Origin of the sequence: Moraxella sp. TY6 (assembly GCF_048551375.1) — a bacterium.
In the GTDB taxonomy this organism is placed as follows: domain Bacteria; phylum Pseudomonadota; class Gammaproteobacteria; order Pseudomonadales; family Moraxellaceae; genus Faucicola.
Window position 1 is genome coordinate 147,321 of record NZ_JBLYZJ010000005.1, and the last position, 21,442, is coordinate 168,762.

The window sequence follows — 21,442 nt, forward strand, 5'->3', positions numbered from 1 at the left end:
TTGAACACCGCTTCCGATGAACATTACCCTCACTGCCCTAAGTCACTGGGCAGTTTTGCCCCTCGAATTTTGACATGGTTTGAGCATAGCGGTCGGCATGATTTACCGTGGCAACAGCACAAACAAACCACACCCAATCCCTACCCTGTTTGGCTATCTGAAGTCATGCTTCAACAAACCCAAGTCGCCACCGTTATCCCCTATTTTGAGCGGTTTATGGCAAGTTTTCCCACCGTGCAGGATTTGGCAAATGCAGACTGGGAAAAGGTTGCGGAGCATTGGGCAGGACTGGGCTACTACGCTCGTGCTAGAAATTTGCACAAAGGGGCGAAGCAACTGGTTGAAATCATTGAGCAAACTGGCGACTTCCCCCAAACCGTTGCTGACTGGGAAAGTATCGCAGGGGTTGGGCTGTCCACCGCAGGGGCGATTGTGGCGATGGGCGTGCGTTCCACCCAAGAAAAAGGCGTGATTTGTGATGGTAATGTCAAACGGGTGCTGACTCGTTGGGCAGGGATTGACGGTGATATTGCGAAAACAGCCACCACCAAACAGCTTTGGCAACTTGCCGACCGCCTAACGCCTAACCAAAATAGCGGTGAATATGCTCAAGCCATGATGGACATGGGAGCAACGCTTTGCACCAAATCAAAACCTAGCTGTTTGCTATGCCCTGTACAGGAGGATTGCATTGCCAATCGTGAGGGCAAACAATCTTTTTATCCTGTGAAATCCAAAAAAGCCCCCAATCCATCCAAATTTTCATTGGCATTAAAACTTAGCAATGGCGAAACGAATCTTTGGCTACAACGCCCTGACAATGGCATTTGGGGCGGGCTGTGGTGCTTACCATTGGCGTTTATCCGCAAGGAAAAAGCAGGAAAAACGATTGAAAATTGGCAAAAAGATGAGGTGTTTGACAACGAATACACCACGGCTGAACAGATTATTTTTGAATTTTTACAAGCGGAAAAATTATTAGATTTTGACAACATCACCTTGGAAAACCATACGACCATTAAACATAGCCTTACGCATTTTCATTGGTTTTTGACGGCTTTTGATATTCAATTATCCAAAACCCAAATTGATAATCTTGAGAAAAAACTAATCAAAGCAGAGCAAGTTTTTAGTTGGAAAAAATTCGATGAAAGTAAAATATTGGCACAGCCGAAAGCCATGCAGACATTGTTAAATATGTAATTTAAGATTTGTAGGTTGGGTTGAGTATGCGAAACCCAACATTTTCAATTTTTTATGTTGGGTGTCATGCTTACACCCAACCTACAAATGACATTTTGCGTAAATCCTAATTACAAAGCATTATCATTTAAAATTTGCAAAATCGTTTCACCATGTAAATCATTGATAACTTTAACATTTAAATCAAATGGCATCAAATTAGCAATGCGTTGTTGTAAGACAAGGTAATGAAAATCCTGTGGAGAAAGGTGATGCTGATTTAATAAAGTTTGCCAATGTTGCCAAGCAGTCAAACTTGAAATCAGCACAGTTTTTGGCGTTGGCTCTCGCCATTGGTTTTGCAAATCATCAAACTTCTTGATAGTGTCAGTTGGCAATATTCGCTGATAAAAATTTATCAGTTGCACCTTAATACCTTTTGCCAATAACTGATTGGATAACAGCTCTCGCCCGCCCTCACCACGCCAAATCTGTAGCATATCGCCTTGCTTCAAGGCTTGAATATCGGCTAAATTTAGCAACCCCTCGTTGTTTTGCTGATGTTTATCGAGGGGAAAAGTTACGTTTGGCGGTTGGGTATCGTTGAAAGTCTGCCACGTTTGGCGAAAACAATCCGCTGTCTTTTCACCCACTGCCAGCCAAACAATCGGTAGTTTGGAGATATCCGCTAAATCAGCCATTGTTGATAAGGTTGATAAACCATAATTCACCGCCTCTTCACTCACCAACACAATCGCTTTGACATGAAAAATATGCTGTAGCATGTGCTGTTCTTTGGCAGTGAGCGGTTTGGCAACCAGTTCGAGTAGCGGTAAGTCAATCACATCAATGAGTTGATGTTGCAAATATGCCGTTAGCGATTTGGCTCGCTTGGTTGGACGTGTATTGATAAATAACATAGTTAACCGTTATTCGACAGCCACAAGCTTTCTTCGCTATCGGCATAGAACTCTTGCTTCCACACAGGGATATCTGCCTTGATGGCATCGAGTAGCCAACGGCACGCATCAAACGCAGGGTAGCGGTGGTGAGCCGTCACGCCAATCCATACCGCCATATCACCGATTGCCAAATCGCCAATCCGATGAATCGCCACCGCATTGACGATGTCAAACTGCTGTTTGGCTTGTGCGATGAGTTTTTTGCCTTGGTTGATTGCCAGCTTTTCATAGCCGTAATAGGTCAGCTTGGTGACTGGGCGAGCGTTGTTATGGTTACGCACCCAACCCTCAAAAGTGGCTAATGCACCGCTTTGGTCGTTGAGTAGGGCGAGTTTTAGCCTTCTGTCGTCAATGGGTTTATCAAGTAGGGCAAAGCCTTGTTGGATAGCGAGGTCGTAGGCTTCATTTTCGCTAATACTGATAATGGATGAGCCTTTATGTAATGAATTCATGGTGTTCTCTAGGTTATTGTTATGCTGGGTGTGTCAATATATCCTTAGCCTGTTAAATTAGATAATGTAAAAATTAAGCATTATTTAATTTTCTATAAATCTCCCCCAACCCCCTCTTTGTAAAAGAGGGGGCTTTATCCTGCACATCAATCTAATATGAGGAACAAGTCCCCCTTTAAAAAAGGGGGATTTAGGGGGATTTAAATTAACCCCCCGCCACAGGCGGAATAAAGGCGACAATATCGCCCTGTTGGATGGGGGTATCCCAATCGGTCATTTCATGGTTAATCGCCACCGCAATTTTGTGCTGAGCAAGGCGAAAGCCGTAACGCTCGGTTAATTGCTGATACAAGGCGACCAAGCTATCACCGTCAAAACTTAGGCGTTCTTCGTCCTTACCTGCTTGTTCGGCAAGGCTGGCGAAATATAAAACCTCAATTTGCTTATTGGTTGGCGTATCATGGATTGACATAGTCGGATTTCCCCCCAGTTTTGGTTAATAGTTTGATATCGCTGATAATAATGTCGTGCGAAATGGCTTTGCTCATGTCGTAAATGGTGAGGCAAGCGACTGACACGGCGGTTAAAGCCTCCATTTCCACGCCTGTTTTGTGGGTGACTTTGGCGGTGGCAGTCACTGTGATAGCGTGTTGGCTGTCGTCATAATCAAAGCTCATTTTCACGCTATCGAGTGGCAGTGGGTGACATAAGGGAATCAGGTCTGAGGTGCGTTTTGCTCCCATGACACCTGCGATATGGGCGGTTTGGGTAATTGAGCCTTTTTTGGTCATGCCGTCTGCATTTTTGATGGCGGTGTAGATGTCGGCAGGGAAGATGACTTGCCCTGTGGCGGTGGCGGTGCGTGTGGTGGCGGTTTTGGTGGATACATCGACCATTGAAATATCGCCGTTGGTGTCTAGGTGGGTTAAAGTTTGATTTTGGGTCATTTAATAATCTACTTGATTTGAGCTTGATTTTTTAAAATATTTTGCAAGTTTTCTATGCTAAGTGTTTCATTTGAACGATGTATCATTGCATGACAGTTAGGGCAAACAGGACGTAAATCTTGGATGGGGTCAATAATATACTCATCTTTGATTGTTGCTAGAGGATTGATATGATGAACATGGATAAATTCTTTTCCTATTTCGCCATAAGCTTTTTCAAAGTCAAAACCACAAACAACACATTTATAACCATAGTGCTTAACACAAGCTTTTCTGGCTTGAGGGTTTCTTTCAAATTGTTTTGTGATGATATATTTTGTTTTGCCTTCTGATAATGTTTGAATTGGTCTTGTTTGTTTTAAATTTTCGTAGGAAATACTGGGATTTATAATTTTCCAAGTAATTTGAACTGGTGTTTCATCTTTATGTGAAGTTGCAACACCTAATCCAGCATATATAAATGGGTCTCTATCTTCTGTTCGATAAAAAATATGTATTTTAGTATTGTTATCTAATAACTCAATAATTTGTATATGTGTGGCTTTTGAACCAGTTTTTGCATACCAAGACAACTCATCTGGGCTAATAAATTCATTATTGTAGTTATGCCCTGTTCTTCCTGAACTTCCTATATTAGTAAAAATATAATAAGCATTGTTATATTTGAAATAACCATTAAAGTAAACGCCACCTCTTAATTCATCAGGTAAATTTATCTTATCCCATACATTCGCTCTTTTATATTTTTCTCCAACAATAAAATCACTCATTTTTCATCCTCTAAATATTTTTTAGCCAATTCAAATTCATTTTTATTATTAAAATTCGCCAAACTTTTCCACTCGTTTGGCAATTCAACGGTTTTTACAGTTACCTTACTCAAGAACCTCATCACCGAGCGACCGCCATTATCCAAATAACTTTGCAATTTATCTTTTAAATCAATCGCATACAACCCAAGTAACGGATAATCTTTTTCACCTTTGACATAAATCACATCGACTTGTTGATTGCAAGATTTTGGATTAAACAGGGCAACCAATTTCTCAAATAACAGATTGGTACTAATCAAACTATCACAACTTATCACCAATAGATAATCTTGCTCTTGTGAAAGCTCTTGCATTGCCCCTACTATCGCTGATAACGCCCCAGCCCCTTTGCCCGTATTATCATTTGACAAATAATCTTTCACCAACATCACATGATTATCTTGGCAAAAACCTTTACCATTATCCGCCACCATGACAGGCACGTTTAGACTTTTGGCATGGCGAATATGAAAATCTAGCAAGGTTTCACCATTCGGCAAAGTTAATAACGCCTTGGGCGAACCCATACGACTGGACTCACCCCCTGCTAGAATGACAATGCCACTTAAGCCCCCACCTAACCTCCCCCCAAGGGGGAGGAACTCCCCTCCCATAGGGAGGGGTTGGGGGAGGGTCTTAGTGGTCATGCGTTGGATTCACACGCATCAAATGCGGTACAAAATTACAAGGACGAGTACGGTTGTCCAGTTGCTCTTTTAAAATCCCTTCCCAACCAGTACGACACGCCCCAGTCGAACCAGGTAAACAGAAAATCGCCGTATTATTCGCCATGCCTGCCACCGCACGAGATTGGAGTGTGGACATACCAATTTCGTCTTTTGACAAGGCACGGAACATTTCGCCAAAGCCCTGCACTTCTTTATCAAACAAAGGCGACACCGCCTCTGGCATACTGTCACGGATATAAAAACCCGTACCGCCTGTGGTGATGACCGCATGGATATTGGGGTCGGCTATCCATTTGCTGACCATGGCACGGATTTGGTAAATACAGTCAGTCGTCAAGGCACGTTCGGCAAGGGTATGACCTGCCTCGACAAGGCTATCGGCTAGGTATTTGCCAGAGGTATCTTCGTCTAGCGTGCGTGTGTCGGATACGGTGAGTACAGCGATATTTAGGGGGATAAAAGGTTTGGCAGGTTTGGTCATTTTGATTTCCTTGTTGTCATTTGTAGGGGCGTAATGCTGATGCCCTGTATGTGTTTTGGATTTGGTGTTAGTCGCTCGACAAGCGTTTTTTGGCAAGCACTTTTTTCCAACTGTCTTCTAAACAATCAATCGCAAGCCATTTATCGACTATGTCGCTATCAAGATTGCCTTTTTGGTTAGCCAGTTGCCACAGCGTAGCAAGGTCGGCAAATGGGTAGGGGCGTTCGACCAAATACACAGGCAAGCCTTGTATCAGCTCACCGTCTTGCACGACTTTAAAATACCAGCCAGAACCACCGATATCCGTCAAAAATGAGGCAACGCCATACTGCTGAACTTGGTCATCAATTTTGTAGCAAGGTCGGCGAGGTTGTACGATTTTTAGCTTAACGCTATTTTCATCATCGTCTCCATAGCGATAAACGTCACCAATACAAACATTAGCCTCAGACATTGGCTCACCGTCTATCGTCACGGTCAAGTTTTCGCCCAATGCCCCAATGCTGACGTTTAGGTCAAATTGGGCATTGATTTTGTCATAAGTGACGGTGGACATTTGATGCACGGCTTTCAGGTGTCCGCCGTGATGTTTGCGGTCGGCTTGCTCGTCCGTCAGCAATCCCATGTAATTGACAGCGACAGGTTCTTTAATCGGATATTTGTTAATCGCACTCAATTTTTCACGAGTAAATAAGTCGGCTTTGCCTGCTCGGACTTCGGTGAGTGTGCCGATATGTTGGGGTAGGGTAAGATTTTTCATACAGTGTTTAGACTTGGTTAAGACATTTTCATCATTTGATAATACGCATCAGCTTTGCTTTGCCGTAAGGATTCTATCTCGGACTTGCTCAGGTGTTTTACCTGAATTAATGATGAATTTTGCTTCCCATTCGGTGAGTTTTGAGAAGTCGTAGCCGAAAGTTTCTTGCCACCATGTTTCGAGATTACCATAGCTTTTTCTCAATGTTTGTAAAGTTTGGGGGTTTAAACGAAGTTGAACCGAATACTGCTTACCTGTCAAGGCATAACTGCCAATGACTTGGCTTCCTTGACTTTCAATATGCCCTTTAAACGAGGCAAATGTGCCACCTTGCGTTTGGGTATCGTCAATCATTATAACATAGTCACCTTCAATACGACCGCTAAAGCTCGGTGAGTTCGCCAAGCGGTGCCAACCATCACTGCCTGTTCTTGACACTTTGGTGGCTTGGACAATATTTATATCAACGGCGGTGTGTAATTTTTTTGCCAACACAGTCGCCACGGCAATAGGTATCATATTGCGACCTGTCTGTTCTTCAGCATGAACTGGGGCTAATACCACCGACTTATTACCAATCAATAGTTTAAGTTTATCAATCGCTTGTTCACTGACCAAATCTTTCGCCAACTGATAAGCACTTGCCACATCGCCAGCTTTGGCTTGCTGATAAAGGGGATGCGTGGTTGCTTCACCCAGTTTTCTATCAATAATGGTGTCTGGAAAATCCCCCCAATCCGTGCGTAGCGTTTTCAAAATCAACCACCAATCATCGACAGATTATTCATCAACCCACTATTTTGCTCATGTAAATGATGATGTTCTGGCTTAATCGGCATCAAATTCTGCACCGCCCCTTTTAGCCCAATCACATCACCACTCGCCAAAAACTCACGCACATCATAGCTTGCCTTGTCGAACAAACACAAATGCACCTTGCCTTGACTGCTCACTCGCAAGCGATTGCACGAATCGCAAAAATGCGTGGCATACGGCTCGATAATGCCGATTTTGCCGACATAATCATCATGGCGATACTCGGTCGCAGGCCCTGCATCACTGGCTCGCACCTGTGCCACCCAGCCACGCTCTAGTAGATAATCACGGATTCGGCTGACATTGGTATGCTCGGCAAAAAACAGCTTGCCATTGTCCGAAGTCTGCATAAATTCAATAAAACGGTAAGTCACAGGACGATTTTTGACATAATCTAAAGCGGATAATAAATTGTCAAAAGCGGTGTCGGCTTTGAGTATCCCATTGATTTTTAGGCGAATATCGGTGCTGTCGAGTAGCGTATCAATATCGCCCAATAAAGTCGGCAACATATCAAAGCCTGTGATTTGTTTAAACAGCATGGGGTCAAAGCTATCAATGCTAAGGTTAAGCTGATTTAGCCCTGCGGTGTGCCAAGCGGATAGGTGTTTGCCGAGTTTATAACCGTTAGAACTCACCGCCACTGTGTCAATGCCGTGGCTTTTGGTCAAAGCGATGATATCGGTAAGGTCAGAGCGAATGGACGGCTCACCACCTGTTAAGCGGATTTTGCTTGTACCTAATTCGGCAAAACCTTGTACTAAGGTGTTGATTTCATTCAGGGAAAGTTCATTATCGGGGCGTTTGCCACCGTTGGCGGTATAGCCGTTTGGCAAACAATAGTCACAGCGAAAGTTGCAAAAATCGGTGACTGACAGGCGTAAGTAATTGAGTTGTCTATGAAAACCGTCCACCAGCGTTGATTTTGGGGCATAACGATGAGCGGTAGGGCTTGAGCCTACGGGCATTGGGTGGGTGGTGATGGTTTTCATGATGTACTTTAGGCGTTGCCTCGGTAATGGGTGTCAGATTACTTTAGCAAAGGTTGGCGGAAAAAAGTATTAGCCCAAAGTAACTTTTTTCCGCCAAATTAATACTTTGGTGGTACATGAATTTAACAAAAATTCCAACTAAACGGCTCAATCTTCACCCATTCACCTGCCTGTACCCCTGCATTATCTTGCGGTAATACCAACAAACAGTTGGCTTGGCTTAACTGCTTGATACGGTGTGAATCTTGAGCGGATAACGGCGTAACGCTCAAATTCCCCTCATCGTCTTGAGCAAAAATCGCCCGTTGATAATCCTGTCTGCCGACCGCTTTTTTGATGTTATGGGTGGTTTTGGCTTGCAACCGTAATGGCTTTGGTACATCCATTTCATTGACCGCTGACAGTCGCCATAATGCAGGTTTGACAAACTGCAAACAACCCACCACGGTTGAAAGCGGATTACCAGGTAAACCAAAATACAAAACGGTTTTGTCATTTTGAATAAACTCACCAAATACAAACGGCTTTCCGGGTTTCATCGCCACTTTATAATGGTTAATTTGCCCCAAATCATCAATCACGGTAGTCAAAAAGTCATAATCGCCCACTGATACCCCTGCACTTGAGATAATCACATCACATTCGCCAATCGCTTGCTGTACCGTGTTTCGAGTCGCCTCAAGCGTATCGGCAACAATGCCATAATCTTTGATAATAATGGGGAGTTCGTTGAGCAAAGATTTCAGCGTTGGGGTATTGGAATTATAAATCTGTGCCAAATGGGTGAGTGGCTCGCCGATTTGCACCAATTCATCCCCTGTGGCGATGATACCCACGGTCAAAGGGGCGAATACCGACACTTGAGCCACGCCTAGATTTGCCAATAAGCTGATATCGGTGGGGTTTAGGCGTTTGCCGACAGTTAGGACGGTTTCGCCTGTTTGCACTTCTTCGCCTTGGTAGCGGATATTTGAGCCGACTGTGGCGGTTTTAGTTAGGGTAATGGCGTAGGGCTGTGATTTATCAATACTATCTTTAATATCGTTAAAATTGGTGTTTTCCTGCATCACCACGGTGTCGCAATCGCTTGGCACGACCGCTCCTGTAAAAATCCGCACGCCTTGCCCTGCTTGCAATGCACCGTCAAACGCCTTGCCTGCGACCGATTCGCCAACGATAGTCAGAGCGGTGTGTTCGGCAAGCTCGCACCCTTTAGCAAAGGCATAACCGTCCATGGCGGAGAGGTTTTGGCGTGGAATGTCAAAACTGGCGGTGATGTCTTGTGCCAAAATATGGTTTTTGGCTTGTAGTAGCGGTAGCGTTTGGGTGGCTCGCTGATTGAGCGGATGTTCGGCTAAATAGCGTTGGCAACGCTCGGTAATGGCGGATTTGAGTTCGGATACGGTAATCATGGATTTACTCGGTTTTTAATGGTTGAATTTGGCTGATTTTTGCTAGAATTTTTTGATGAATTTCATCGTTTTCACAGCATAAATAATGACGAGTGTGGGTATTAAGAGCAAATGAGGTGCTAAAAATAGCTTTTAACTGCTTGGTTCTATCGCTGATTTCTGTCCCAACGAAGTTTTGTTTAATTTCAACAATTTCTTTTTCTTTTAGTTTGTTGATAAGCTGTGATTGTAACTCATTTATCAATGACTCCAAGGCATGACCCGAAATAAAACGATAGGCATTCGCTTCATCAATATCAAATTCTTCAAGGTAACTTTTAGCACGTGCAAGGTCTTGTTGCGTGATATTATCTTGTTGCAGTAATTGATTAATGTTGTGATGAATACTGGCAATGGGCGTTGTATCAAAGGTCAAATCATTTTGTACAAATTGGCAAGTAAGCAGATTTAAATATTTATTTAACGTATTAAAATCAATCTGTTGTAACAAAATGGCTTTTTTATGCACTATCAAACATAACCATAAAAACACCGCTTGAGAATATTTGTTGATAAACCCTAATAAATCAACATGATAGCGAATGGTATGATAAATTTGGCTAAAAAATTGCTGTAAATTATCTTTATTGAGTAACACACTTTCTTTACTATAAGCATAGGTATGAATGATAAAGGGATTGTCTAAATCATCTATACCATTGGGCAAAATCCAATCATAATCCGCATCTCTAGCTATAATAGCTTTGGCGTTTAACCCAGCATAAAACTGGCGTAATGCTGTTTTGCCACGCACCGTGCGACTGGCAGGCTTAAAGGTATATTGTTTGGGATGGTGTACGTCAAATAATTTTTCCCAAAACCAAATATCACTATCATCTTCGACATACACGATACCTTGTGTGCGGTCACGGACATCACCCGATAGCATGGCGTTGTAGCCACCGATATAGTTGGGATTGGTAAAGTAATCCTTAAACTCTGCCATTATCAAGACTCAACCAAAATATCGTTAATATCCACAAAGCTGTCTAACCAGCCATTCATCACGATAGCAGGGCTATGGGTCACGATGATAACTTGACTGCCCGAGTTAATACGGCGGATTTCGTTGAGTAGTTTTTCTTGCCATGATAGGTGTAGTGAGATTTCGGGTTCGTCCATTAAGATTAGGGCGTTGTTATGACTGGCAATAGCGACTTTGAGTAAAATATAAATCACTTGGCGTTCGCCTGATGATAATTGTGGGAAATACAACAACTCATCTTTATAAGAAAACTCTAATTCAAAATTACTGTTTAATCCTACCTTTTTGTTGCTTTCACCAAACATTTCATTGAGTGAAGTCAGCAAGTTAGCGTTGATTGCTTGGTCATTGATTTTTAACAACCGATTGAGTTGGGTTTGGATTTCAAAATCTAATAAATTGGCGGTTTTACCATCGCTAAAATCAATATCACGAATCGAATTAGCATTTAAATTAATTGTCGATATAAACTCAACTCTAGTGACTTCTTCTTGTTTAGTTGCAGAAAAATGTACCGCTTCTTTCTCAACTTCAGCAAAAAAATCTTCATTATCTAAATCTTTTAAAAATTGATTCTTCACGTCAGTAGGAATATCTTCATTTGCTTCAATGGATTTTATTAATTGGTTTTTAATTTTTTCTTTACCAATAGCATCAAGCATTTCTCTAAAACTGTTTTTACCAATTTCTTTTGATAATGTAATTTGATTTCCACTGTTTAGAGTTATTAAAACCTTTTGGCATAGTGTGATTTCAATATCATTTGGATTATGTGTGATGCAACCTAAAATCAACTGCAAAATAGTCGATTTCCCCATACCATTTTTGCCGACCAAAACATTGGTATGGTTCAACTGCCACCGCACATTTTTATCCCCAAATAGCTTAGTGATTTCAACGCTTTTAATTTGGCTTGTCATGGTATTTTTGCCTATAGTCACAAATTTATCAGCATTCTAGCATGATTCGCCCAAAGGTAAAATAAAGCCTTACCCTTGAGCGTTATTGACTTGATATCGATACTAACCCCTATACACATTTTCTTCATTCATTTGCAAATTAATGCCTTGAATATCAGCATTATGGCTAAGTTTGAACAAAAAGTCCGTCAAACCATGATGAAACGATTGTTGGGTCAATTCATTGGCAATCATCGGCATGGCTTGCTCAAAACTCAAGGCTTGACCGTCTTCACGGCTTAACACCTCGACAATATGCACGCCATAGCGAGTTTCGATGGGATTGACCGACAAACCGACAGGCAAGCCAAACACCGCTTGTTCAAACTCTGGCACGGTCTGACCTTTGACGATTTCGCCCAATTCACCGCCCTCTTCTTTGGACGGACAGGCTGAATATTGGCGTGCCAATTCGATAAACTCGGCATCACGGTTGGGGCTATTTTGTAATTGTTCAATTAATTGACTGGCTTTTTGTTTAAGGGTAATGCGTTCGTCCCCTGCGTCTGGCGGACTGGCAAGCAAGATATGACGCACCGTCATCAAGGGTGGCGTGACGAATTTGTCACGGTTTTGTTCATATAACTGGCGACAGGTGTCCGCATGGGGCGTGGTTGGGTGGACGTTTTTATCAATCAAATCGCTGATGGCAGTTTCTTCATCGGCTTGCCAAGCGGATTCGCCCAATGTGGGGTCGGCATATACAGCTTGTTTGAGCAGTTCTCGGATGACAAGGGCTTGGGCGGATAAAAATAACGCCTCGTCTTGGCTATTGGCAGGGTGGTATTGCACTTCTTGGGCGATGGCGGTGGGGTCGATGACCACGCCATTGACGCTGATATTGGGGATTTGTTGGCGACTACTGGCGATAAGATTGCTAGGGCGGTTCAGTTCTGCCATCGCTTCGTCAATGAGTTCTTTTTCGCTATGGGGGCGTTTGAGGTCATCGGTGGTGGGCATTAGGCGGGCGATGTCGTCCGTAGATTGATGAGACTCGTGGTTATGGTTATGTTCATGTGGATGTTGGTGTTCGTGATGATGTTCGTGAGCCTGTTTATCACCGCCTGCACAGCCACAAGTGCCACTGCCACATCCGCCTGTTTTGGGTGGTTGGGTGTCTAAATGGGTTTGGTTGGTTGAGTTTTGGGGGTTAAAGGTAGCAACGCTCATGGGTAATCCCTATTTTTTGTCAATTTGACTTATTATTTAGGTTCATGGGCGAAATTGATATACTGCTTTGGGGTTAGCTTTGTAAGCAAAAAAAACCACGAATAGACAGCTGGGGCGTTCTATTCGTGGAAATAGGGAAAATTAACCCATCTTTTAACCAAAGTATTTATCAAATCACCTTACTAAAACGATTTTGATGTTTTTGATTGAGATAAGTATCAAACACCATTGCCACATTCCGCCCTAGCAATCGCCCTTTTGACAAAATCCGAATCCCTTTGGCATCCATATCCACCAATTTATCCGCCTGCATCTCGCCAAGTTGCTGAATTTCACTGATAAAATATGTCATCGGGTCAATGCTAAAACGTGCATTCAAATCCCTAAAATCCACATAATCATGGCACAGCAAATTCATAATCACATAACGGCGTAGCACATCAGGCAGGCGAGAGCGTATCACCTTCACCGCAGGCAGTTGGTTTTGGTTAATACTGGCTTGATAATCCGCCAAATCGGTCGAATTTTGCAAATAATCATCACCAATTTGACTAATCGAAGACACGCCAAAACCGAGCAAATCACAGTTACCATGCGTGGTATAGCCCTGAAAATTACGGTGCAATTTGCCCTCACGTTGGGCGATGGCAAGCTCATCATCTGGCTTGGCAAAATGGTCAATACCAATATACTGATAGCCCGCCTCACTCAAGGCATTAATGGTATTGCCGAGCATGGTCAGCTTGTTGCTTGGGCTTGGCAAATCCTCTTCTTTGATTTGGCGTTGCCCCTTAAACCGCTCTGGCAAATGGGCGTAATTAAACACCGACAGGCGGTCTGGGCTGATATCAATAATCCGCTCTACCGTGGTCTGCATACTGGCAACCGTCTGATGAGGCAAGCCATAAATCAAATCAATATTAATCGAACGAAAGCCCAACGCTCTCGCCTCGGTCATTACGTTGCGAATCAGTTCTTCCGACTGTACACGGTTCACCGCAATTTGGACTTTTTCCTCAAGGTCTTGCACGCCAAAACTGACACGATTAAACCCTAAGCCACGCAACACCTCAAGGGTATTGGGGCGTAATTCACGAGGGTCGATTTCGATACTAAAATCGGCAGTCGGCTTATCGCTAAAAGTAAACTGGCTTTGCAAAAATTGCCACAATTTTACCAATTCATCATCCGTCAAAAACGTGGGTGTACCACCGCCCAAATGTAGTTGTTCCACCACAGGATTGCCTTTTAGCAAGGCACGTTTTTGGCGAATTTCTTTAAATAGATATTCAAGATAATCGCCACTATCGCTATTTTTTTTGGTAATAATTTTATTGCAACCGCAGTAATAGCAAAGGTGACGGCAAAACGGAATGTGTAAATACAGCGACAATGGCGTGCGTTCATCTCGGTTTTGTAACAGGGTTTGCTCCACACCTGCCTCAATCGGCACAAATTCCAATGCCGTTGGATACGAGGTGTATCTTGGGCCCGAGCGATTGTATTTATTGATTAAATCTTCGTTAAACAGGTGGGTTTCTGGCTTGAACGTGGTGTCAAATCGAGCATACGGATTTTCGACAAACTCAACTGGACGGCTAAAAAATGGCTGTTCGCTATCGGTAAGGGTTTGATTGGATTGGGGTTGTTGGCTCATGGGTGTGCCTTCTTAATTTAACAAATTTATATCAAAAAATCGGAGAAATTTACGTTGTAGGGTATGGTTAGCCCAGTCTTTTTGGGGCGTAACCCACCATTATTCACATTGAAATCAATCAGTTATTGGGCGTATGCAATACGCCCCTACCAATTGCTTTTCCTAAAGATTAGGACTGACGCAGTTTTTAAGCTTCTATTTTTTATAAAGACGCTAGACCACTGCCTACGCAGGGGTGACGAGTAATCAAAAATTTCTTCGTCATTCCTGCGAATGCAGGAATCCAGTGTCTTTTGCGTAAGTCCTAAAAATAAATCATAATTTGAATCGCCTTAGTATAGCATACTCGCCACGCCCACACGGTAGGGCAAAATTGGCAAAATTGGCGATTTCTTGTATGATAATGACTTTCAATTAACAAGCGATATGACCATGCCAAAAGCCAAAAAAAACAAAGCCGAAGAAGACGCATTTTGGGACGCTATTTTAGCAGAAGCGGAAGGTGAGCCAGCCGTACCATGTGAGTTGTGCGGACGGACGGAGGTTGAGTTGACTCGTCATCATTTGATTCCGCAGTCACGCCATAATAAGGCTCGTACCAAGAAAGAATTTAGCCGTGATGAGATGAAAAATGAGATTGCAATGTTGTGTACGGCGTGCCATGCTCAAGTGCATGAGGTGTTTAGTAATCAAGAGTTGTCGAGTTATTACCATACGGTAGAACGGCTTGCCAGTCATACGGATATGGAAAAGTTTATTAATTGGGTGAAAAAACGCCCAGCAGGACAGCATATTGCAGTAAAAAGTGCCAAAGGTAATAGTTGGGATTAAAATGTCAAACAACCACCCCATTGAAACCCACCCCTTTGGTGAATTTTTACCCCCCAACGCCACCGCCCTGATGATGGGAACAATGCCCCCCACCCAAGACAAATGGTGCATGGCATTTCACTACCCCAACTTCTATAACGATATGTGGCGGATTTATGGCAAAGTATTTTTTGACGATGTTGACCACTTCCGAATAGGTGATGAAAAACGCTTTGACGCTGATAAAATCAAAGTATTTTTGACCCAAAAAGGTCTTGGCGAATTGCCCAGTGTCACCCAAATCATTCGTGAACATGGCAACGCCTCAGACGAACATCTCACCGTGGTGTCAACGGTGAACCTTACCGAAGCGTTAGCCAAAGTGCCACAAGTCAAATGGCTGTTTACCACAGGAGGCAAGGCGACCGAAGTATTAATCGAAGTCATCAATGCCACGTTACACGAAGGTGAAAAACCCCACAAAGTCCCCAAAACCAATCAAGCCATCAGCGTCACTGTCGCAGGGCGTGAGTTGGGCGTGTATCGCTTGCCATCCTCATCACGAGCCTATCCGCTAAAATTTGATAAAAAAGTTGAGGCGTACCGTACTTTTTTTGAGTTGGCTGGGTTATTATAGTTGTTTAAACTAGAAATAAGACAGTTTTGTAGGGGCGTATTGCATACGCCCAAAATTTCAAAGTGTCATCTCTGATTTAATTCACTATATAAGAAAAACAAAAACAGGATGCCCCCATGAATCATAATCCTTACACCGCTCCGACTGCCTCCTTACAAGAAACAGGCTTTCAGTCATTACCGCTCAATCTCAATGTCACGATGAAATTGATTGCCCTTGCACCGCAGTTTTATTTGTATGATTTGCAAGGTAAAGAAGTCGGCTTTATCAAACAAAAATTGTTTAAACTCAAAGAAGCCATCGAAGTATATAGTGATAGCACCAAGACCAATTTACGCTATAAAATCAGTGCTGACCGTGTGATTGATTTTAGTGCCAATTATCATTTTGGCTCGGTACGTGATGGGCTGATTGGACGCACCAAACAGCACGGTATGAAGTCACTTTGGCGAACCGAATTTGAAATTCTTGACGATTCTGGCACTCGCTTTTTTATCCGATTACAAAACCCCATGGCTCAGTTTCTCGAGGGATTATTGGGTATGATTCCTGTGATAGGCGATATTTTGAGTATGCTCAGCGGATATTTTTTAAACCCAACCTATGAGGTGACGACCATCGGCGGTGATGAGGTCGCCACGATGAAAAAATTGCCTGCGTTGTGGGAAGGTAAGTATGAAATCCGTGCCTCGCAAAAGGTCAATCAACGAGATAGCGAGTTGATTGCATTGTCATTGCTGACCTTGATTTTAATGCAACGAGCGAGTGATGGTTAATGGGTAAAAATGCGTAAAATCAACCATCAATTTATCCAAATTTAACCGAACTACAAACACCCTTAAAAGGATTTAACCGTGTCATTTGCCCAAGTTTACACTCGCTCAGTGGTGGGGTTAAACGCCCCCAGTGTGATTGTCGAAGTTCATCTTTCGCAAGGCTTGCCTGCCGTCACCATCGTGGGATTGCCCGAAACTGCCGTGCGTGAAAGCAAAGACCGAGTTCGCTCGGCGATTATCAACAGTGGCTTTCAATTTCCCAATCGCAGATTGACCATCAACCTCGCCCCTGCTGACTTGCCCAAAGACGGTGCAAGACTAGATTTGCCCATAGCCATTGGCATTTTGGTGGCGAGCGGTCAAGTCGATGACAGCCAGTTAAGTGAGTATGAATTTATCGGTGAATTGGCGTTAAATGGCGATTTACGACCCATCGCAGGAGCGTTGGCGGTGTCAAGGGCGCTAAAATCCGACCAACGCACGCTGATTGTCCCCAAAGATAATGCCAGTGAAGCGGTCAAAGTCGAGGGGGTCAACGTGCTACAAGCTGACAACCTCAAGGCGGTTTGCCAACATTTACAAGGTGAACAAGCGTTGGATTTTGCGATTACCAAAGCCCAATACCGCACGCAAGGCTATACCGTGGATTTGGCGGATGTCAAAGGACAACACCAAGCCAGACGTGCGTTAGAAATTGCGGCAGCAGGCGGACATTCATTGCTATTTTGTGGCTCACCCGGCACAGGCAAAACCTTGATGGCATCACGCCTACCCACGATTTTACCGCCATTGACTGACAATGAGGCATTGGAAGTCGCCAGTATTTATTCGATTGCCAATACTGACTATGACTACGGTACACGCCCCTTTCGTCAAGTGCATCACACCACATCAGCAGTGGCTTTGGTGGGTGGTGGCTCATCGCCCAAACCCGGAGAAATTACCCTTGCTAATCATGGTGTATTATTTCTCGATGAAATTCCAGAGTTTGATAGAAAGGTGTTGGAAGTATTACGACAGCCCATCGAAAACAAAAAAATCGTCATTAGCCGAGCCAATGCCCAAACTGAGTTTCCTGCCAATTTTCAACTCATTGGAGCAATGAATCCGTGTCCGTGTGGGTATTATGGCGATATCAGTAGGGTCGATAAATCACGAAAATGCCAATGTCGCCCAGAACAAATCAAACGCTATCAAGAAAAGCTGTCAGGGCCTCTACTTGACCGTATTGACTTACATGTGACTGTGCCTGCGTTGCCTGCCAGTGATTTGCAGTCGGCACAGCTTGGCGAGTCCTCAAGCGTGGTGCGTGAGCGTGTGGTGCAAGCCTTTGAGCGTCAGCACACACGCCAAGGCAAAGCCAATAATGAGCTATCGCCCAGTGAGTTAGATAGATTTGCCAAGTTGGGTGAGGCGGAAAGTCGCATTTTGGCAATGGCTCAAAGTCGGCTAAATCTATCGGCTCGTGGCTATCATCGAGTGCTTCGAGTGGCTCGTACCATTGCGGATTTGGCAGGTAATGAAGACATTCAAACACCCCATTTGACCGAAGCGTTAAGCTATCGAAGTCAGTTGCTGAATGCTTAATCCTGCATCAACGCTTCGGCGATTTGCCTTTATTTTTATTTACCAATTCAAGCACTTGATTCAGACGGCTATTGGCACGGTAGCTTAAAATCGTCATACATAATGTCATCACGACCAATCCCACAAAAATTTTGGGTAACAGCTCACTGCCCAAACTGGCATAATGCACCCCTGCCAGCATACACATCACCGCTCCCATAAAATAAAAATTGGTGACTTTATGCAGACGTTTGGTCAAATTTGCCAATTCATCAAGGGTAATGACTTTGATTTTCATACGGTTATTGGGTAAAGGATTATCGGACATATATTGACCTTATTGGGGGTTTATTTATCAAGCAAAAAATCGGTTAATTGAGTAAAGGTGTCAAAGGTATGGGTTGGCTGAAAATCTCGGATATCTTGCCCATAATTATAGCCATACGACAGCCCAAGGGTGTCCATTTGGGCGTTTTGCCCTGCTAAGATATCGTTTTTGGAATCACCAATCATATAGCTCTGTATGGGGGCAAACCCCAATTTTTCACACACGGTCAATAACGGTGCAGGGTCGGGTTTTTTTACCGCCAAACTATCCCCACCCAAAATCAAGCTAAATAGCGACTGCCAGCCCATATTAGCGACAATGGTAGGAACAAATTCATAGGGTTTATTGGTGACGATAGCAAGGGTATAGCCTGCATTTTTAAGCTGACTAAGCCCCTCGCTAACCCCTTGATAGGCTTGGGTTTGCTCACAGGTATGCTCACGATAATGCTCCAAAAACCGTGCCAATGCCTGTTCGACTAGATTTGGGGCTAAATCAGCCCGTATCGTACTTGAGCCAGACAAGGCTCTCTGAATCAGCACCGTTGCCCCGTTGCCAACCCAATGCCGAATCGTGGCTAGCTCAAAGGTCGGACGCTCAAGGTCTTGCAAGGTCAGATTCACCGCATGAGCAAGGTCTGGCACACTATCAATCAATGTGCCATCAAGGTCAAAAATCAGCAGGGATTTTTGCATTTTTTGCATAAAAAAACACCCAAAGTCATAAAACTTTGAGTGTAGCAGAGCTTGGCACACTTGCCAATAGCCCTATAGTAGCATTAAGGATTCACATTATCGTCAATTTGACTGTCCGTAGATAGCTCACCTTCATGGTGATATGGGTGATTCACGAGAAGCTGAGGGTGTGTGCTTTCAAACTCACTGACCACTTCTTTGGCTTTTAGCGATTTTTGATAACGCACGTCTTCGCCAGTGATACAGAAAATTAGCTGTTCAGCGATATTGCGTGCATGAGCCCCAATACGCTCCAATGACCGTAGCACCCACATCACATCAATGACTTTGGCAACATAACGCCCATCTTCCATCACATAAGTCAAAACCGCACGGCTAGATGATTTATACATGGCATCAATTTCATCATCTTGTTTGATGGCTTGATAAGCCTGCTGAGTATCAAATTTTGCAAAAGCTTCAAGGGCATTTTTGAGCATCTGCTGAACGAATAACCCCATTTGATGGGCTTCATGATAACCAATCGGTAACTGACCATCACGGCTAATACGGCGTACCATTTTGGCAATTTTTTTGGCTTCGTCCCCAATACGCTCGATATCCACACCACATTTACTAATCGCCATAATCAGACGCAAATCCGTGGCGGCAGGCTGACGGCGTGCCAAGACTTTGACCACCATATCATCCAACTCTTGCTCTTTTAGATTGATGTCACGGTCGGCTTCAATAATACGCTCTGCCAACTGTAAATCGCTATTTTGTAAGGCTTGATTCGCCCCCACCAAATTAGCTTCCGCCATGCCACCCATATGTAAAAAATGATTCATCAAGCTTTGTAAATCTTGGTCATAACTTTTTGATAAATGCTCACCAATTAGATTCATGTTCTACTCCATTCATAATTTGCTAACAATTGAGATAAATAAATTGCCAAAATTTTGGTTATCTTACTATATCACTGAATTGCGACAAAATGATGAAATGCTAGCAAATCAGCAAAACCAAACTTTTATTTGTCATATTTATTTAACACAAATGTCACAATATTGACATTTTGTTACATTATTATAGGAAAAATTTTGTCATACGACAGTTTTTGGGTTTATCTCGTCATCAATCAGATAGCGTGTTGGCATTTGGGGCAGTTAAAAAACAACGCCCACCGCTGGCTTGCTATTTTGCCATTCTAGCGTAATTTCTACTCCAAGGAAATGTTATGAAAGTTACTCAACTTATTGCAAGCGTTGCATTCGCCATTGTTGGTTCACAAGCCTTAGCCGTCAATGTCACAGGGGCAGGTGCAACTTTCCCACAGCCTATCTACTCAAAATGGGCTAGCGAATACCAAAAAGCCACTGGTAACCAAGTTAACTACCAAGGTATCGGTTCTTCTGGCGGTATCAAACAAATCCAAGCCAAAACCGTAGATTTCGGTGCAACGGATGCCCCACTTAGCCCAGCCGAGCTAAACTCAAGCGGTCTAGTACAGTTCCCAACCGTGATTGGTGGTGTTGTACCAGTCGTAAACATCGCTGGTGTTGGTGCAGGTCAATTAAAATTATCTGGTGCATTGCTAGCTGACATCTACATGGGCAAAATCACTCAGTGGAACGATGCCAAAATCAAAGCATTAAACCCAACCATCAACCTACCTGCTGGTAAAATCACCACCGTTAACCGTTCAGACGGTTCAGGTACGACCCACGTTTTCACCACTTACCTAAGCCAAGTATCTGGCGAGTGGAAAGGTCGTGTTGGTGCAGATAAAACCGTTAAATGGCCAAACTCAGCATCAAGCGTGGGTGGTAAAGGTAACGAAGGCGTATCAAGCAACGTCCAACGTGTTGCCAACTCAATCGGTTATGTTGAATATGCGTATGCCAAACAAAACAAATTGGCTCACGTTCAACTACAAAACCGTGCTGGCAAATTCGTACAACCAGACGATTCTACCTTTGCTGCTGCTGGTAACATCAACTGGGCAAGCTACCCAGGCTTTGCAGTGACCATCACCAACATGCCAGCCGCTAACGCATGGCCAATCTCAGCCGCTACCTTTGTATTGATTCCACGTACTGGCGGTGCAAAAGCCAAAGATGCTGTTAAATTCTTTGACTGGGCATACACCAACGGTAACGGTCAAGCCGCTGCCCTTGACTACGTACCACTACCAGAATCAACCAAAGCTGCTGTTCGTAAAGAATGGGCAAAAATCAAATAATACAACCTATCATACAGATTGTATTTGCGTAGGTTGGGTGGAAGTATGACACCCAGCACCAATGATTGATATTGATAATGTTGGGTTTAAC

Annotated in this window: 24 protein-coding genes; 6 read left to right on the plus strand and 18 right to left on the minus strand. The window is 43.5% G+C overall.

From position 1 onward, the window contains the following. Complete coding sequence (mutY, locus tag ACK1U4_RS05510; RefSeq protein WP_419400973.1) at positions 1-1,203, plus strand: A/G-specific adenine glycosylase; 1,203 nt, start codon at positions 1-3, stop codon at positions 1,201-1,203. A gap of 110 nt (positions 1,204-1,313) precedes the next feature. Here mutY and ACK1U4_RS05515 read toward each other — a convergent pair whose 3' ends face one another. The 15 genes from ACK1U4_RS05515 to hemN form a co-directional block, all read right to left on the minus strand. After that, positions 1,314-2,102 (minus strand): uroporphyrinogen-III synthase, encoded by a 789-nt coding sequence (locus ACK1U4_RS05515; protein ID WP_419400974.1) that lies wholly within the window; start codon positions 2,100-2,102, stop codon positions 1,314-1,316. Positions 2,103-2,104: 2 nt separating this feature from the next. Further along, the gene (locus ACK1U4_RS05520) at positions 2,105-2,596 is read right to left on the minus strand and encodes a molybdenum cofactor biosynthesis protein MoaE (protein WP_419400975.1); all 492 of its coding nucleotides are present in this window, start codon (positions 2,594-2,596) and stop codon (positions 2,105-2,107) included. A gap of 205 nt (positions 2,597-2,801) precedes the next feature. Beyond that, entirely contained in the window at positions 2,802-3,068 is a 267-nt protein-coding gene (moaD, locus tag ACK1U4_RS05525) for a molybdopterin converting factor subunit 1 (RefSeq protein WP_419400976.1), read from the minus strand. Beyond that, on the minus strand, positions 3,055-3,543 hold the full coding sequence (gene moaC / locus ACK1U4_RS05530; RefSeq protein ID WP_419400977.1) for a cyclic pyranopterin monophosphate synthase MoaC: 489 nt from the start codon (positions 3,541-3,543) through the stop codon (positions 3,055-3,057). The genes moaD and moaC overlap by 14 nt, the downstream gene beginning before the upstream one ends. Before the next feature lie 8 nt (positions 3,544-3,551). Continuing rightward, a complete protein-coding gene (locus tag ACK1U4_RS05535) occupies positions 3,552-4,313 on the minus strand; it encodes a DUF3427 domain-containing protein (RefSeq protein WP_419400978.1) in 762 nt (253 codons plus the stop codon). Further along, positions 4,310-5,002, minus strand: coding sequence for a molybdenum cofactor guanylyltransferase (mobA, locus tag ACK1U4_RS05540; RefSeq protein WP_419400979.1), 693 nt, complete (start codon positions 5,000-5,002; stop codon positions 4,310-4,312). Before mobA ends, ACK1U4_RS05535 begins: the two co-directional genes overlap by 4 nt. After that, complete coding sequence (moaB, locus tag ACK1U4_RS05545; RefSeq protein ID WP_419400980.1) at positions 4,992-5,525, minus strand: molybdenum cofactor biosynthesis protein B; 534 nt, start codon at positions 5,523-5,525, stop codon at positions 4,992-4,994. The genes mobA and moaB overlap by 11 nt, the downstream gene beginning before the upstream one ends. 67 nt (positions 5,526-5,592) lie before the next feature. Next, a complete protein-coding gene (locus tag ACK1U4_RS05550) occupies positions 5,593-6,285 on the minus strand; it encodes an MOSC domain-containing protein (protein ID WP_419400981.1) in 693 nt (230 codons plus the stop codon). Between the two features lie 48 nt (positions 6,286-6,333). Next, positions 6,334-7,041: a phosphoribosyltransferase gene (locus tag ACK1U4_RS05555; protein ID WP_419400982.1), complete on the minus strand. Its 708-nt coding sequence runs from the start codon at positions 7,039-7,041 to the stop codon at positions 6,334-6,336. 2 nt (positions 7,042-7,043) lie between these two features. After that, a complete protein-coding gene (gene moaA, locus ACK1U4_RS05560) occupies positions 7,044-8,069 on the minus strand; it encodes a GTP 3',8-cyclase MoaA (protein ID WP_419401006.1) in 1,026 nt (341 codons plus the stop codon). Between the two features lie 146 nt (positions 8,070-8,215). Continuing rightward, the gene (glp, locus tag ACK1U4_RS05565; protein WP_419400983.1) at positions 8,216-9,505 is read right to left on the minus strand and encodes a gephyrin-like molybdotransferase Glp; all 1,290 of its coding nucleotides are present in this window, start codon (positions 9,503-9,505) and stop codon (positions 8,216-8,218) included. A 4-nt stretch (positions 9,506-9,509) separates the two neighbouring features. Beyond that, a complete protein-coding gene (locus ACK1U4_RS05570) occupies positions 9,510-10,490 on the minus strand; it encodes a DUF4435 domain-containing protein (RefSeq protein WP_419400984.1) in 981 nt (326 codons plus the stop codon). A gap of 2 nt (positions 10,491-10,492) precedes the next feature. Further along, on the minus strand, positions 10,493-11,449 hold the full coding sequence (locus ACK1U4_RS05575; RefSeq protein WP_419400985.1) for an AAA family ATPase: 957 nt from the start codon (positions 11,447-11,449) through the stop codon (positions 10,493-10,495). A 102-nt stretch (positions 11,450-11,551) separates the two neighbouring features. Beyond that, complete coding sequence (locus ACK1U4_RS05580) at positions 11,552-12,658, minus strand: peptidylprolyl isomerase (RefSeq protein WP_419400986.1); 1,107 nt, start codon at positions 12,656-12,658, stop codon at positions 11,552-11,554. Between the two features lie 169 nt (positions 12,659-12,827). Beyond that, positions 12,828-14,315 carry an oxygen-independent coproporphyrinogen III oxidase gene (gene hemN, locus ACK1U4_RS05585; protein WP_419400987.1) on the minus strand — a complete coding sequence of 496 codons (1,488 nt, stop codon included), beginning with the start codon at positions 14,313-14,315 and terminating at the stop codon, positions 12,828-12,830. Positions 14,316-14,747: 432 nt separating this feature from the next. Between hemN and ACK1U4_RS05590 the strand changes: the two genes are divergently transcribed. From ACK1U4_RS05590 to ACK1U4_RS05605, 4 genes are all read left to right on the plus strand, one after another. Then, positions 14,748-15,146, plus strand: coding sequence for an HNH endonuclease (locus ACK1U4_RS05590; RefSeq protein ID WP_419400988.1), 399 nt, complete (start codon positions 14,748-14,750; stop codon positions 15,144-15,146). A gap of 1 nt (position 15,147) precedes the next feature. Further along, complete coding sequence (locus ACK1U4_RS05595) at positions 15,148-15,762, plus strand: DNA glycosylase (RefSeq protein WP_419400989.1); 615 nt, start codon at positions 15,148-15,150, stop codon at positions 15,760-15,762. A gap of 116 nt (positions 15,763-15,878) precedes the next feature. Continuing rightward, positions 15,879-16,538, plus strand: coding sequence for a hypothetical protein (locus ACK1U4_RS05600; protein ID WP_419400990.1), 660 nt, complete (start codon positions 15,879-15,881; stop codon positions 16,536-16,538). 78 nt (positions 16,539-16,616) lie between these two features. Next, positions 16,617-18,125: a YifB family Mg chelatase-like AAA ATPase gene (locus ACK1U4_RS05605; RefSeq protein ID WP_419400991.1), complete on the plus strand. Its 1,509-nt coding sequence runs from the start codon at positions 16,617-16,619 to the stop codon at positions 18,123-18,125. 7 nt (positions 18,126-18,132) lie between these two features. Here the strand turns inward: ACK1U4_RS05605 and ACK1U4_RS05610 are convergent, their stop codons facing one another. From ACK1U4_RS05610 to phoU, 3 genes are all read right to left on the minus strand, one after another. Beyond that, a complete protein-coding gene (locus ACK1U4_RS05610; RefSeq protein WP_419400992.1) occupies positions 18,133-18,432 on the minus strand; it encodes a hypothetical protein in 300 nt (99 codons plus the stop codon). Between the two features lie 20 nt (positions 18,433-18,452). Continuing rightward, positions 18,453-19,136 (minus strand): phosphoglycolate phosphatase, encoded by a 684-nt coding sequence (locus tag ACK1U4_RS05615; RefSeq protein WP_419400993.1) that lies wholly within the window; start codon positions 19,134-19,136, stop codon positions 18,453-18,455. Between the two features lie 74 nt (positions 19,137-19,210). Then, positions 19,211-20,014, minus strand: coding sequence for a phosphate signaling complex protein PhoU (gene phoU / locus ACK1U4_RS05620; protein WP_419400994.1), 804 nt, complete (start codon positions 20,012-20,014; stop codon positions 19,211-19,213). Positions 20,015-20,346: 332 nt separating this feature from the next. Here phoU and pstS point away from each other — a divergent pair, with 332 nt between their 5' ends. Then, positions 20,347-21,351 (plus strand): phosphate ABC transporter substrate-binding protein PstS, encoded by a 1,005-nt coding sequence (gene pstS / locus ACK1U4_RS05625; protein ID WP_419400995.1) that lies wholly within the window; start codon positions 20,347-20,349, stop codon positions 21,349-21,351. Positions 21,352-21,442 lie beyond the last annotated feature (91 nt).

Excerpts from the sequence above, each read along its gene's own strand:
- ACK1U4_RS05575 (WP_419400985.1), bottom strand. The coding sequence starts at position 11,449 with ATGACAAGCCAAATTAAAAGCGTTGAAATCACTAAGCTATTTGGGGAT.
- ACK1U4_RS05600 (WP_419400990.1), top strand. The coding sequence starts at position 15,879 with ATGAATCATAATCCTTACACCGCTCCGACTGCCTCCTTACAAGAAACA.
- moaA (WP_419401006.1), bottom strand. The coding sequence starts at position 8,069 with ATGCCCGTAGGCTCAAGCCCTACCGCTCATCGTTATGCCCCAAAATCA.
- ACK1U4_RS05615 (WP_419400993.1), bottom strand. The coding sequence starts at position 19,136 with ATGCAAAAAATGCAAAAATCCCTGCTGATTTTTGACCTTGATGGCACA.
- moaD (WP_419400976.1), bottom strand. The coding sequence starts at position 3,068 with ATGTCAATCCATGATACGCCAACCAATAAGCAAATTGAGGTTTTATAT.
- ACK1U4_RS05570 (WP_419400984.1), bottom strand. The coding sequence starts at position 10,490 with ATGGCAGAGTTTAAGGATTACTTTACCAATCCCAACTATATCGGTGGC.
- ACK1U4_RS05590 (WP_419400988.1), top strand. The coding sequence starts at position 14,748 with ATGCCAAAAGCCAAAAAAAACAAAGCCGAAGAAGACGCATTTTGGGAC.
- ACK1U4_RS05580 (WP_419400986.1), bottom strand. The coding sequence starts at position 12,658 with ATGAGCGTTGCTACCTTTAACCCCCAAAACTCAACCAACCAAACCCAT.
- ACK1U4_RS05535 (WP_419400978.1), bottom strand. The coding sequence starts at position 4,313 with ATGAGTGATTTTATTGTTGGAGAAAAATATAAAAGAGCGAATGTATGG.
- ACK1U4_RS05610 (WP_419400992.1), bottom strand. The coding sequence starts at position 18,432 with ATGTCCGATAATCCTTTACCCAATAACCGTATGAAAATCAAAGTCATT.
- mobA (WP_419400979.1), bottom strand. The coding sequence starts at position 5,002 with ATGACCACTAAGACCCTCCCCCAACCCCTCCCTATGGGAGGGGAGTTC.
- moaB (WP_419400980.1), bottom strand. The coding sequence starts at position 5,525 with ATGACCAAACCTGCCAAACCTTTTATCCCCCTAAATATCGCTGTACTC.
- ACK1U4_RS05595 (WP_419400989.1), top strand. The coding sequence starts at position 15,148 with ATGTCAAACAACCACCCCATTGAAACCCACCCCTTTGGTGAATTTTTA.
- ACK1U4_RS05515 (WP_419400974.1), bottom strand. The coding sequence starts at position 2,102 with ATGTTATTTATCAATACACGTCCAACCAAGCGAGCCAAATCGCTAACG.
- phoU (WP_419400994.1), bottom strand. The coding sequence starts at position 20,014 with ATGAATCTAATTGGTGAGCATTTATCAAAAAGTTATGACCAAGATTTA.
- glp (WP_419400983.1), bottom strand. The coding sequence starts at position 9,505 with ATGATTACCGTATCCGAACTCAAATCCGCCATTACCGAGCGTTGCCAA.
- hemN (WP_419400987.1), bottom strand. The coding sequence starts at position 14,315 with ATGAGCCAACAACCCCAATCCAATCAAACCCTTACCGATAGCGAACAG.
- ACK1U4_RS05520 (WP_419400975.1), bottom strand. The coding sequence starts at position 2,596 with ATGAATTCATTACATAAAGGCTCATCCATTATCAGTATTAGCGAAAAT.
- pstS (WP_419400995.1), top strand. The coding sequence starts at position 20,347 with ATGAAAGTTACTCAACTTATTGCAAGCGTTGCATTCGCCATTGTTGGT.
- moaC (WP_419400977.1), bottom strand. The coding sequence starts at position 3,543 with ATGACCCAAAATCAAACTTTAACCCACCTAGACACCAACGGCGATATT.
- ACK1U4_RS05550 (WP_419400981.1), bottom strand. The coding sequence starts at position 6,285 with ATGAAAAATCTTACCCTACCCCAACATATCGGCACACTCACCGAAGTC.